The following is a 13413-nucleotide window of genomic DNA, read 5'->3' as shown; positions in this document are numbered from 1 at the left end:
GGGCTCGAATCCAGATCCGGAGCGGTCAGTCCCCGAAATCGAATGTCAGTTCGTCATCATCCCCGCCGAAGAGTGACTCCACCGGTTCCCGGGGCGCCTGACGGGCCTGCAGCTGTTGATGAAACCCGGCACGCTCCGTGAGCTGGTTGAGCTGCCCCATGGAGAACAGCTGGGCATAGGCCAGCGGCAGCGCACCATGACCGCGCAAGGCGGCGAATGCCTCGGCCTCGAGCGCGTTCAGCGCCGTCTCGCTGATGCGATACAGCCCCTGCACCTCGAGCGGCGCCTGTCCGTCGCCACGCTCGACCTTCAAGGGCCAGGGCTCGATCAGGCCACTGTCGCCCAGCAGTCTCGCGGCTGCCTGGGTCACCTGGCGATTGCGCTCGCATTGCTGCAGAAAGGTCAGCGTCTGTTGCACGCGCTCGGCGAGCTGGCCGTCATCGCCGAACAGCGGCTCGCCCGCGGTTTCGTCCTCCAGCAGATGCGCCCGGTCGATGCACAGCACCTGCTGCCGGTCCTCGGCGTTGGCCAGCGTGAACGGATAGCCGCGCAGCCCGGCGGGCACATAGCCCCCCAGCCAGCGCCCGTCGGGATGCACATAGAGGTTGTCCCGGCCATTCAGCCCCAGCAGGGCCACCGGCTGGTAGCGCGCCTCCTGCTTGATGAAGCCCAGCGCGTAATGCGGCAACAGCTTGTTCAGCTCCGCCAGCAGGATCGAGGCCACCGGCTGCTCGGCGGCGAAGGCATAGCCCTGGCGGGGCAGGTAATGATGCGCCGCGTGCTGCGTGCGCGACAGGGCAACCCATTCCGGCATGATACCTCCTATTTGGCGAGTCGAGACGTTCAAGGATGCCAGCCGATTGTACCAGCACTGAATCAGCCGGCGCGCCATGCCTATCAACCCCATGGCAGTCGGAACACGCAAAAAACTGACTGACTAATAGCGTTCGCCTACTTCCCTATCAATTCAACGCCAAAGTATAATTTGTCGACTTGCTTGATTAGCTACAATCGTAATAGGGACATCCACCGATGGGCATCTTCTCCACGGGGTTGAGCGGGTTGAATGCGGCACAGAACGCCCTTGCCACTACCAGCAACAATATCAGCAACGTCTACACCCCCGGCTTCAACCGCGAAGTCACTGTCCTCGGGGAACAGTCAGCGGGAACCGGCGGCGTACAGGTCAACGATATCGAGCGCCAGTTCGACCGTTACGTGGCCGACCAGCTGAACAATGCCCGGACGCAGTCCAGCGCGCTCGAAACATACACGCAACAGATCGATCAGATCGACAATCTGCTGGCCGATCAGGATGCCGGCCTGGCGCCACTGATGCAGGAGTTCTTTTCCTCAGTGGAAGACCTCGCCGCCGCCCCGTCGGACCCGGCCGCGCGCCAGGGCCTGATCGGCACGGCCCAGACGCTGAGCGCCCAGTTTCGTGCCTTTGACGGCTACCTGCAGGACATGCAGCACGGCATCAACGACGGCATCAAGGACGAGATCACCCAGATCAACAACACTACCCGCCAGATTGCCGGGCTGAACCGCACCATTGCGCTGGCCCGCGCACGTAACGGCGAGGCCCCCAATGGCCTGCTCAACCAGCGGGATCACCTGGTCAGCACGTTAAGCGAACGCCTGGACTCGCGACTGAGCATCCAGGACGGCAAGACCTACAACATCACCCTCCCCAACGGCCAGCCACTGGTCGCGGGCACCGAGGCCTCGAGGCTGAGCCCGGTCCAGGCCGAGACGGATCCACAACGCACCATCGTTGGCTACCGTGACGGCGCCGGCAACCTGGTGGCACTGGATGAGGGAACGATCACCGGGGGCAGGCTGGGCGGGCTCCTGCGCTTCCGCCAGGAGTCACTGGACAGAACCCAGGATCAGATCGGCCAGCTGGCCGTGTCGCTGACCACCGCCTTCAACGAACGACACAAGCAGGGACTCGACCTGAATGGCGACCAGGGCGCGGACTTCTTCACGATTCGCGGCCCTCAGGGCTACGGTGCGCCGGCCAACAGCGCCACGATAGATACCATCGCGTTCGAGCCTGCACACGTCGACGAGATTCGCGCAACCGACTATCAGGTGCGCTACGAGAGCGGCGCCTTCAAAGTAATCCGCCAGGACAGTGGCCAGGAGATCGAGACACAGTGGGACGGCTCGCGACTCGCCTTCGGGGGTGTCTCGATGACCTTCGCGAAGGCGCTGGCCGACGGCGACACCTTCGAGGTTCAGCCCGTGCGACGTGCCGCCGCGGGGATGGATGTACAGGTTCACGATACCGACCGGATCGCGGCCGCGCTCGGTCCCGTGCGCCCCATGCCCTACTCGAAGATCGACTTTCAGGTGCAGAGCCCCGCCCGACTGGGCGAGACCGAAAGCCTGGCGACCAGGCTTCCCGTACAGGGGCAGTCCTCCATGGAGACCTCGGGCATAAAACCGTTCGGTTTCATTCCTGCCGGCACCAAAAACATCACCATTGAAACAAACCATTCCTATGCGGATGATGATATTCAGCTATTCACCCGGGATGGCCAGCATCTTGTCGGCACCCCCGTCACGGGAAGCAACCCTGACGTGACCTGGTCTGAAGGTACCAACGGTATCAACTCCGCTGCCGACCTCGAGTCACGGGTTTTCACCCTAAAGAACGGGTTTGCCGAAGGCACGCGTTACAGTGCCGATAACCTGCTGGACGGAACCCAACATTATTCAGTGACCCCGGCCGATGTCGCCACCAGCACCTACAATGACATGGCCATTACCTATACCGGCGATGGCGACTGGTTCGATGGCTCGAAAAATGACGGCATGTCAGTAAAAAATATTGAAAGAGTTCATATTGACCAAGTCAACGAACCCTTGTTTGTGGTGATTTCAGGCAGCGGCATCTTCGAGATCAAGGCAACCTGGGACAGCATGCCCGGCGAGGCCACCGCGCCTGGCTCCGGCGGCGTGACTGCCGATACGGCCCCTGCCAGCCCCCTGCAGAGCCAGCTTGCCGTCAGCCATGTCACGACTGGTAGCGGCTTCGACGCGCTGGATGCCGCTTACCGCCCACCCGGGTTCGCCGTCCAGGCGGCGGACGATGGCTCATTGCGCCTGGGCTTTTATGGCGCGGACAACGGCAACAACCTGTTCGTCTCTCCGGATGCCGGGTCGGTCCCCAGCTCTCCGCCACCGGACGGCCTTTTCAGCGTCTACAAGCAGGACGGCACCAAAATCAACGATGTGCTCTCGGTCAACGACGGCAGCGGAAACACGCTGGCGGTCGGCGACCGGCTGACCATAAGGGATGACGCCACCGGCAAGACCGTGGTGAGCTTCACCATCGATGAGTTGCCCGACAAGGGCACCAGCGGCGTGACATTCACCGGCATCACGGAAACCGGACCCGGCGACAACCGCAATGCCCTGGCGCTTCAGGCACTGCAGAACGAGCATACCGTCGGGCCCGATGCGACATTCAGCGGGGCCTACGGCGTGATGGTCAGCGATGTCGGCAATCGCGCTCACGTTGCCCAGGCCAACCTGGACGCTCAACAAGGCATCGAGGACCAGCTGCGCGCCGTCCAGCAATCGGAGTCCGGCGTCAACCTGGATGAGGAAGCGGCGAACCTCATCCGCTATCAGCAGTACTACCAGGCCAACGCCAGGGTCATCGATGCGGCCACCAAGGTGATCGACACCCTCCTTGGCCTGCACGGCTGACATCCTCACGGCCCATCGGGCCACAACCTTGCCAAGGCCGGTGCATCTTGCGTCAAGCGCGATGTACCGGCCTCGCCCCGGACCATCAGCCCATGAAGTTCCACTCGGTTGCGGTCAGGTCGTGGGTGCTCATCTCCGCCGAGTCCATGAAGCCCCCTGCCACATCACGCAGCGAGCTGTCGGACTCCAGCTGCTCAAGCCAATAGACCTTGCCCGCAGCGTCTGAACTGCGTCCGAGCAGTGACTGGTAGAGAGTCTCCACCACTTGGGAGCGCGCCGCGGCGTCCGCCGTATCCAGCGACAGGTTAGCCTCGCTCGAGGTCAAAAAGCCCATGGCGATGTCCGCTGCCTGTAGCCCCGCATCGTGCTGCCGGGCCCAGTACTGGATACCGCCGACATCGGCCTGGCGCCCCAGCACCTGCTGATAGAGACCGGCCAGCCAGTTCAGGTCGCCGGCGTAGTCGACCGCCTGGTCACCGTCGGCGAAGGACAGCTTCTCGACGTTGATCAACGTATCGACGTCGCCGGGGTCGGCTTTCGACTGGACGGTGATCACCCCGTGATCCTGGGTAACGAGATAGTCGGCGCGGTTGCCGTCATACTGCGCCGTATCCGTATCGGTCCCGCCGTGCAGGCGATCGGCTCCGGCGCCACCGAACAGCGTATCGTTGCCGGCCTCGCCATAGATCCGGTCGTCACCGCCCTTCGAGCCCACGGTGTCGTCGCCGCCGCCACCATGCAGCTCGTCGTCGTCGGCACCCAGCACGATGGTCTGCGCGGCATCATCGGCGATCACCACATTGGCCCCGTCGCCACCGCTGAGCGTGGTGGCGCCGATGACGCTGGCGAAGTCGATATTGTCGAGCTGGAGCTGATTGCCGGTGGGCAAGGCGCGGGTATCGATGACGAACGCTTCCTGATGGCCGCCACTCGCGGTGCCGCCATCGGCAATTCCGGTGATCTGGATGGGCGTACTTGCCGAGGCACTGCCGCTATCATTGAGAGTCAGCGTACGGATATCCAGCAGCGTGCCATCGGGACGATGGGCGAGCCACTGGCTGGCCACGCCGGTCTGGTCGCTCAGGTTGCCGGGCTGCTGGGCATTGATGTTGCCGATCAGGTCGGCCTGCGCCTGTTGGATGCTGACGGCGCTACGCGCGCCCTGGTTGACCAGGCTGACACCGCCCGGCAGCGTGGCGGTCACCTCGTTGGCGTTGCCGCTATTCTCGACCAGCCTGGCACTGCCCGGCGTACGACCAGTGTTGGTGATCGTCTCGCTCACCGAAGGCTGGCCGGAGGGGGTGTCCGGCTGCGGCGAGGGCGATGTCACCTGAATGGGGTCCGGCGCCGGCGGCGATGACTCATTGATGTTGGTCACCGTCACCGCCAGCGTCAGCGGCGTGGTGCCGCCCCGACCGTCGGCGGCCGTCACCTGAACGTCGTAGACGTTGTCGCCATTGCTGTCCGCCGGCACCTCGAAGTTCGGCGCACTCCGGAAGCTCAGCGCCCCGCTGCCGGCATCCAGCGTGAACAGCGTCTGGTCCGCCCCGCCGGCGAGTGCGTAGGTCAGCGAATCGCCCTCGGCATCGGTGGCGGCCAGCGTGGTCACCGCCGTGATGTTCTCGGCCATGCTCACGGCCGACGCGCTGGTAAAAACCGGCGCCTCGTTGGCGTCGGTCACGCTGATCGCCAGCGCCTGGGCACGGCTGCTCAGGTTGCCGTCGGTGGCGGTGAGCGTCACGTCATAGACGTTGTCGCTGCCGGTATCCGCCGGTGCCTCGAAGTCGGGTGCCGTGTTGAAGTGCAACGCACCACTGTTGGTGTCGAGGGTGAACAGCGCGGCATCCGTGCCACCCAGCGTATAGGTCAGCGGGTCGCTTTCCGGGTCGCTGCCCGATGCGGTGTAGACCGTACCGGTGGTGTTCTCGGCCACGCTCAGCGTGGCGGCGCCGCCCAGTGTCGGTGCCTCGTTGACGTCGGTCACCGTCACCGCCAGCGTCAGCGGCGTGGTGCCGCCCTGACCGTCGGCAGCCGTCACCTGAACGTCATAGACGTTGTCGCCATTGCTGTCCGCCGGCACCTCGACGTTCGGCGCACTCCGGAAGCTCAGCGCCCCGCTGCCGGCATCCAGCGTGAACAGCGTCTGGTCCGCCCCGCCGGCGAGCGCGTAGGTCAGCGGGTCGCCGTCGGCATCGGTGGCGGCCAGCGTGGTCACCGCGGTGGTGTTCTCGGTCACGCTCAACGCCGCCGGGCTGGTGAACACCGGTGCATCATTGACCGCGTTGAGGGTCACGGTCGAGCCAATGGCCAGGACGGTGGTGTCGGTCCCCCCACTGGCGGCCCCCCCATCATCCGTCACGCGGGTGAGCGTTACCGTGCGACCGCCGGTCGTGGCGGGGACATGGCTGGTGTTGCGATAGCTCAGCCCGTCGATCAGGGCATTGGCAGCCGCCGTGGACAGGTTTCCATCAAGCGAAACCGTTGCCGTGGTACCGGTAAGCGAGACCGCATAGCCGATTCCGCTGGCCGCGGTGGTGCCCGAGGTACCGTCCATCAGCGCGATCTCGGTACCATCGACGCTCAGCCGCTCATCGGCCCCGTCAGCCAGGTTGCTCACGGTCAGCGTCAGGCCGCTCACGCTCTGCCCGGCCTCGACCGTGGAAGTAGACGCGCCGGTGAACAGCGTCGCCGCCGTGCCATCTTCGGTAAAGGTCGGGTCGGCGCCGGTGGCCGTCAGGGTCGGCGCATCGTTGACGGATGCCACGGCGACCGAGACCCGGGAAGCCGCGCTGGTCAGGCCGTCATTGTCCGTTACGGTGACCTGGACGCTGCGGGTGGCGGCCGTCGGCGCGGCACTGTCGTTGCCGTAGGCCACCGACTGCAGAAGGGTCTGGGTCCGCGCCAGAGTGGCATTGGCACCGAGGTTCACGACCAGGCCATTGCCCGCCGCGATATTGTTGCCCAACGTCCCCACGACCGTACCGCCGACCGCCACGCTGGAACCTGCCGTCGTCCCGGACAGGGTGACACCGCCCGTGGTGTCGAAGGTCAGCACGTCCTCGCCGGCCATCGCGTTGGCAACGACCGTGGCGGTCAGCTTGCCGCCGCCGAGGCTGGCCGGAGCGTCCGGGTCGGACAGCATCGCATTCCCGCCCGCATCCAGCACGACCGGTGTGTCGCCTTCCTTGAAGTTGATGCTGTCGCCGTCCAGATTGCCGACCACCGGCAAGTTGCCGACCTTCATGGTGAAGTTCGCCGTCGTGTCCTGATCGCCTCCATTGGCGATGCCGTCGCCGTCGTTCAGGGTCGCGGTGAACGTCTGTACACCGGAACCGGCCGCCGCCGACCAGGTAAGGTTCTGCAACAGCGTCTGGACCCGGGCATTGGTCGCGTCCGCGCTGTTGAAGTCAATCGTCAGCGTATTGCCGCCCTGGCCATCGCTTGTCGCGTCTACCGTACCCATGGCGATACCACCCACGCTGATCGTCTCACCGGCCGCGAGGGTTGCGTCGCCACCCGAGGTGATGTTGATGCCGTCGACGGCGAAGTTGCCACTGGCGGTGTTGTTGCCGCCAGTATCGACGATGGTCAGCGAGCCGCCGTTGTAATCGGCCGAATCCACGTTGCTGACGGTCGCATTGCCGCCGGCATCGATCGTCACCGCCCTGCCGCCGCCCTGAACGGCGCCATTGTCGCCATCCAGATCGCCGATCACCGGGGCATCATTCACGGGCGTCAGGCTGATCGTGCTTTGCAGGTTGAGCGTGGCGGTGTCCACGCCACCATTGGCAGTGCCACCATCGTCCACGACCTCGGTGATGGCGACCACACGATTCGCGCCCGTCGTCGGGTTGTCGGACGTGTTGCGATAGGCGATCTCGTCCACCAGCGTCTGCATCCGAGCCTCGGTGAGGCTGGCCCCGCTGATGCTGACCGTCGCGGTGCCGCCGGACAGCGAGACATTCACCGTCAGCCCATTGGTCGCCGTCCCGACCACCGAATTGCCGTCCGTGAGCGCCACATCCGAGCCATCGAACCGCAGGATTTCGTTCGCGCCGTCAGACACGTTCGTGACAGTCAGCGTCAGCGCGGTGAAGTGGTCCGTCGTGTTGCTGGCTTCGGTCGTACTGGCCGTCACCGCGCTGAACAGATCCGCCGCCGCACTACCTTCCACATAGGTAGGATCGCTGCCGGTGGCGCTCAGACTGGGGGCATCATTGATGTTGGTCAGCGACACCCTTGTGGACCCGGTTGCAACCTGCGCCCCGCCGCTTCCCTGGGCACCGGTGTTGCCGTCGGAGAAGGTCCAGTCCAGCTGCACCGATGCCGCCGGGTCGTCGCTGGTGTTCTGGTACTGGATGTGCTGCAGCACGTCGTTCACCAGGGCCTGCGTCGCCGCGGTGCCGCTGGAGGTGGAATCGACCGTCAGCGTACCGCCACTGTTGGCAAACGTTGCGAAGGTCAGCCCGCCGAACTGCAGATCGCCGCCCGATACAGTGAACACTGCGCCCGTGGTGTCGAAGGAGAAGCTGTCCGCCGCGCTGGCTCCCCCGTTGCGCGCGATCGTCAGGCTAGACCCGGCATAGTTGGACGCAACGGACAGCTCGAAATCACTGATCGTTACATTCGCATCCAGCGTGACCGCCGGATCGCCCTCGGTATAGCTCGGCGCACCATCGAGCCCTGAAAAGGCCGGTGCATCATTGACGGCAGTGATGTCGATATTGCCGCTGCCGACTTGCGGGTTCACCGTGCCGTCGTTGGCGTTGATCGTAAAGGTGGCGGCATTGTCACCGCTGGCGTTGCTGGCGCCCGTGTACTGGACGTTCGAGAGCGTATCCAGGAACGTATTGATGTTCGCTGCAGTACCGGCCAGCGTCAGGCTCCCCGTACCGGAGCCGCCAACCGTAACACCACCACCGCTGGCCGCCGTGAAGGCCCCGGCCGAGGCCGCAAGCGTTACCGTCAGGTTGTCGCCATCAACATCCGTCAGGGTCACCCCCGAGAGATCGAAATTGCTGGCTGCGTCCTCGGTGACCGTCACATCGGTTGGCACGGCGCTGGCAACCGGCGCATCGTTGACCGCGGTAATGTCGATATTGGCGCTGCCGACCTGCGGGTTCACTGTCCCATCATTGGCGTTGATCGTCAGTGTGGCCTGGTTATCGCCACTGGCGTTCGAGGCCCCGGTATACTGGAGGTTGGAGGCGGAATCGAGATAATTGTTGATGTCGGCGGCCGTGCCGGCAAGCGTGATCGTGGTGCTGTTCACGAGCGTCTCGGCAACGCCCGCGCCAACCCCCGAACCGTCCGCCGGCGTGCCGAAGGTACCGGCGTCGACCGCCAGGGTGACTGTCAGGTTGTCACCATCGGCGTCCGCCAGGGTCAGTGCCGATAGGTCGAAATTGCTGGCTGTATCCTCGACAACCGAAATATCACTGGGTACTCCGGAGACCGTGGGGGCGTTGTTGGCGACTGCGGCGGAAACATTCAGGTCATCCATGATGGGAGCGACGCCATTTGCAAAGGCCAATTCGACTCGGTCGACGTTCTGATATGTCGAATCGAACATCAATGTCCCATAAGGGTTACCAAAACCGTTGGTGCCACTGAGAATGTAACTAATACCATTAGACGAATAACTAGATGCCAAGTCCAAGGTCGTTGAAAATGATACTGGTGTACCATCCTTGTACACTGTAAGTGTCAGTTTCGGATTACCAGGGCCCGCTTGCTGCCGAATATCCAGCGAAAATGAGTTTAACTTGAACTCAGACCCGTCTGTAGATTGGAAACCATAATTTTGGACGACATCCCCCTGATAGTTCCAATCAAGAACTCTATCGCTGGGATTCGCAGAATTTAACAATGAGCTATAACCAGGGTATGTTTCGGCCTCACTCAGCGTATACATTGTGACTGGGCTAGCAGCCGTGAATGTCCAGCCATTCACCGCCAATGAAGTAGAGGATATGGCCTGTTGTAAACCAGCGTCGTCAAAGGTTTCTGTCGAAGCCAGAAGCCCCGCAAAGCGGTTATTCGAATCGATCCCCTCACTCGAGGCGTCAATCGTGCCACTGGCCACTTCCAGATCCCAGTCACCGCCCAGTGCGGCGGCACCGGTCACGCCATCGGACGCCGCTACGTCGGCACCGGTCAGGCTGGCAAACCGGTCGACGAATGCCCGGCCACGCTCATCGGCCCCCACGTCACACCCATAAAGCAGAATATCGCCATCGGCACTCAATGCATTGCCAATGCCGGTCAGCGCCGATGCATTGGCCTCCAACCCCTCGCTATCGATCGGCACGCCGCCCAGCGTGATGGCGCCCGTGCTGCCGTGCGAGACGAGATGGACAGCCTGTAAGCCGCGATAAGTATGAAGGATGTCAGAAATTTGAGACAGGGTGCCATCAGAGTGGAAAGGGATGACTTCAACATCCGATGAAAATCCCGCGGCAATAACTTCGTAATTGTCGACCGACGTATCGATCAGAGCGACCTGACGTACTGATGAAAGGTTTTCAGCTATGTCTGGCTCACCGATAGAATCTAGATCAGCCAGGCCACTATTCAAACCAGTTTCCCAACCAACCCCACCTCCACTGTTAAAGCGATCCTGCTCATTCATGCCCCCAACCCCCATCTCATCAAATGAAAACGCATATAACCATACATTTATCGGCAGAGGGCTGTTCTTTCTGAATAAGACCTTTGTCGATAGAAAAACAGGTAGTCATGACCAGCCTCCAGAGTGGCCCGGAGGCTCGTTAGAGTGGAAACAGAAAAGGGCCGGCGGTCTCAATGCCCAGGCGTGTGGTCCCGCGTGATTAAGCATCCGCTTGATCAACAATTCTGGTCGCTTTTCCTGCCATTCCTTCATCACCACAATCGGTGATTGATGGTGCTGACCTTCCCCCTTTTCTTGGGGTGATCCTCAGGCGAGCACTGGGCACAGGACAGCTATCACCAGGTTCATTCGCAGGGGCGGCCTACGCTTCATCTCACGCCGCACAAGGCAATACCGGATGGCTGGTGAGGTCATTCATGCCCACCGGCTATCTGCCATTCTGTTGGGCTCAAGTGTCGACGTTACCTGCCGATCTATAGAGCCATTACCATCCCCACCTTCACCGGGAAGCTTGAGATGCCGATCGTGTCGATTTTCGCCTGCCTGCTCAGCAGCCCGTGATGATCACGATTCCAGTTACTGACCAGGGAGGTCACGAGTGAGGTCTTCACCCAACAACCGCATCAACGCCATCATGGACGCCCTGTTGGACGCACATGAGGACGCTCAACGGCTGTCGCGCTCCTCGTTGCATCGTATGCCCGAGTTCTTCATGGCCGTGCGCGTGGCCGACTACTTCGCCGAGCACTTCGACAACTTCGGCTACCGGCTGGAAGCACAAGTCAGGCGCACCTTCGAGGCCTCCGATATGCAGACCGGGGACATCACCGTGCTGCTCCAGGAACCCGACCTTCGCCCCGACGGCCGGTTCGATCTCGTGCTGCACACGGGTAAGCTGGGACGCACGGCGCATATCCTGGAGTTCAAGCGGGGCGATGCCATGCGGGGGTTGATCAGCGATATCCGCCGCCTGGCCAAGGTCAGCCGCCATGCCGGCCGGCACAGCCTGAAGACCAACTACCTGGTGCTGACGCGCCGCTGTCCGCCAGAGCGGGATACTACCGATCGCTTGGTCGAACGACTCGGCATCGCGTTGCACACGGCCGGTCTGGACGACCTCGACGTGAACCTCATCCCCTCTGAGCCACTGGACCCGTTCCTCAATCATGACCACCAGCCGATGGCGAATCGGGCCTTCCAGATCGTGGTCCTCGAAATCCAGAACCAGGGAGAGTGAACCACTGCCAGCCGCCCTCAGGGCTGATTGGCCGCTTGCCAGTAGCTGATGGACTGTTCGGACACTACGCCCTGCGTGGTGCCGATCTCGATCACCGCGTGCTGGAAGGCCGCTGCCAGCTCGGGCTGATGGCAGAAATGCAGGCTGCGGATGAGCCGCGAGATGCGCAGGTGGTTGTGGCCACCGCGCTTGAGCCAGATGTGCTCGCGTATGTTGAGCTCGGGCAGCGCCTCGATGGCGAGCTCCCGACGTGTAAGGCCAAAGAACGCCAGCATCACGTCCAGCGACTGGCACTGGTTGGCCCGCAGCGTCTCGTCTGCGGCGAAGGCCGCTTGCTCCGCTTCGCCCAACAGCGGGGCGAAGCCGTTGAAACGCCCCGCCTCGGGAATCGGGAACAGCCACTGGATATAATCGTGGGTGTGCTCCAGCCAGAACGAGGGCAATGCCCAGAGATCCTGCAAGGTTCGGCCCTGGTGGTCAGAACCGTCGCCTCGGTAGAAGGCGATCAAGGGATGAGCTGACGGGCTCACGCTCCTCCCTCGTTCACCGTACCCACAAGGCCAAACAGGCCCGCTCGGCGTCGCCCTCCTCGACGTTGGCATCGATGAAGTCGTCCAAGGCGTCACAGATGGCGATGGCTTCCGGTGAATCGCCCAGCCGCTCGACCCAGTCGGCGTAAAGGGCACGCAGGCCGTCGTAATCCGCCTGCCCCATCGACTCGAACAGCAGGTGCTCATAGCCTGCCAGCGTGGCCAGCAGCGCCTCGCGGGTCTCGGGAGGGATCGGGGCCGCATCGGGGCCCTGGACATCGGGGAAATCGGTCATTGGGCCATGATAGCAGCCTACAGCGGCCCGTGGGCCGCGTTTATGCCGTAAGGTAGGGAAATGGCAGGTCGCGGCATAAAGCGCCGCACGGGGCGGTCAGGGAGCGACAGTAGCGCTCAATGATCGACACGCGGGCCCACAGCGTCCCAAAAAGGGTAGCCCAGGTCGTAATCACTCCCCGAAATCGAAGGTCAGTTCCTCGTCGTCACCGTCGAAGAACGCATCCAGATTCTCGTCAGTGGCCTTGCCCGCCGGCTGCTGGGCATGGAACTTCGCCCGCTCGGTCAGCTGCGAGAGCTGGTTCATCGAGAACAACTGACCATAGGCCAATGCCAAGGCGCCGTGGCTACGCAGACTGGCGAAAGCCTCGGCAGAGAGTTCGTTCAGGGCGGTCTCGTTGATGCGATACAGCCCCTGCACCTTGAGCGGTTCCTGCCCGTCGCCACGCTCGATTTGCAATGGCCATGGCTCGATCACGCCGCTATCGCCCAGTGCCTTGGTGGCCTGCTGGGTCAACTGGCGGTTCTTCTCGCACTCCTGCAGGAACTTCAGGGTCTGCTGCACACGCTCGTTGAGCTGGCCTTCCGCGTCGAACAGCGGCTCACCCTGCTCGCTTTCCAGCAGGTGATCTTCGGCAATGCACAGCACCTGTTGCTGATCTTGGGTGTTGGCGAGGGTAAACGGGTAACCCCGCAGGCTGGCGGGCACGTAGTTACCCAGCCAGCGACCATCCGGGTGCACATAGAGATTGTGCTGGCCATTCAGGCCCAGCAGCGCCACCGGCTGGTACTGTTCGCCCTGCTGGATAAAGCCCAGTGCATAGTGCGGCAGCAGCTTGCCCAGCTCGGCAAGCAGGATCGAGGCAACCGGCTGTTCGGCGGCGAAACGATAGGCCTGACGCGGTTGGTAATGGTGTTCAGCATGCTGTGTGCGGGAGATGGGTATCCATTGCGGCATAACGGCTCCGGTTGGAGGATGGTATCGAGAGCATTTTATC

At 62.8% G+C, this 13413-nt stretch carries 7 protein-coding genes; 2 read left to right on the top strand and 5 right to left on the bottom strand.

The features are described from left to right. Positions 1–25: 25 nt before the first annotated feature. Positions 26–814, bottom strand: a complete 789-nt coding sequence (locus G7A98_RS09920; protein ID WP_163649505.1) for a SapC family protein — start codon at positions 812–814, stop codon at positions 26–28. A gap of 218 nt (positions 815–1032) precedes the next feature. Between G7A98_RS09920 and flgK the strand changes: the two genes are divergently transcribed. Beyond that, positions 1033–3723 (top strand): flagellar hook-associated protein FlgK, encoded by a 2691-nt coding sequence (gene flgK, locus G7A98_RS16720; RefSeq protein WP_240464727.1) that lies wholly within the window; start codon positions 1033–1035, stop codon positions 3721–3723. Positions 3724–3808: 85 nt separating this feature from the next. Here the strand turns inward: flgK and G7A98_RS09905 are convergent, their stop codons facing one another. Next, a complete protein-coding gene (locus G7A98_RS09905; protein WP_163649504.1) occupies positions 3809–10354 on the bottom strand; it encodes a DUF4347 domain-containing protein in 6546 nt (2181 codons plus the stop codon). 598 nt (positions 10355–10952) lie between these two features. On the opposite strand from G7A98_RS09905, the gene G7A98_RS09900 reads away from it, so the two are divergent. Beyond that, on the top strand, positions 10953–11591 hold the full coding sequence (locus G7A98_RS09900; protein WP_163649503.1) for a hypothetical protein: 639 nt from the start codon (positions 10953–10955) through the stop codon (positions 11589–11591). 17 nt (positions 11592–11608) lie between these two features. Here G7A98_RS09900 and G7A98_RS09895 read toward each other — a convergent pair whose 3' ends face one another. The 3 genes from G7A98_RS09895 to G7A98_RS09885 all read right to left on the bottom strand — a co-directional run bounded on the left by G7A98_RS09895 (position 11609) and on the right by G7A98_RS09885 (position 13373). Further along, positions 11609–12121 (bottom strand): opioid growth factor receptor-related protein, encoded by a 513-nt coding sequence (locus G7A98_RS09895; RefSeq protein ID WP_240464726.1) that lies wholly within the window; start codon positions 12119–12121, stop codon positions 11609–11611. 13 nt (positions 12122–12134) lie between these two features. Continuing rightward, a complete protein-coding gene (locus tag G7A98_RS09890; protein WP_163649501.1) occupies positions 12135–12416 on the bottom strand; it encodes a hypothetical protein in 282 nt (93 codons plus the stop codon). Positions 12417–12587: 171 nt separating this feature from the next. Beyond that, positions 12588–13373 (bottom strand): SapC family protein, encoded by a 786-nt coding sequence (locus G7A98_RS09885; protein WP_163649500.1) that lies wholly within the window; start codon positions 13371–13373, stop codon positions 12588–12590. Positions 13374–13413: the final 40 nt, after the last annotated feature.

Source organism: Modicisalibacter sp. 'Wilcox' (assembly GCF_010993675.1).
GTDB lineage: Bacteria > Pseudomonadota > Gammaproteobacteria > Pseudomonadales > Halomonadaceae > Modicisalibacter > Modicisalibacter tunisiensis.
This window is presented reverse-complemented; position numbering and strand designations above follow the sequence as displayed.

What these genes read in the sequence shown, in the direction of transcription:
- G7A98_RS09890 (WP_163649501.1), bottom strand. Translation starts at nt 12,416, where the DNA reads ATGACCGATTTCCCCGATGTCCAGGGCCCCGATGCGGCCCCGATCCCT.
- G7A98_RS09905 (WP_163649504.1), bottom strand. Translation starts at nt 10,354, where the DNA reads ATGAATGAGCAGGATCGCTTTAACAGTGGAGGTGGGGTTGGTTGGGAA.
- G7A98_RS09920 (WP_163649505.1), bottom strand. Translation starts at nt 814, where the DNA reads ATGCCGGAATGGGTTGCCCTGTCGCGCACGCAGCACGCGGCGCATCAT.
- G7A98_RS09885 (WP_163649500.1), bottom strand. Translation starts at nt 13,373, where the DNA reads ATGCCGCAATGGATACCCATCTCCCGCACACAGCATGCTGAACACCAT.
- flgK (WP_240464727.1), top strand. Translation starts at nt 1,033, where the DNA reads ATGGGCATCTTCTCCACGGGGTTGAGCGGGTTGAATGCGGCACAGAAC.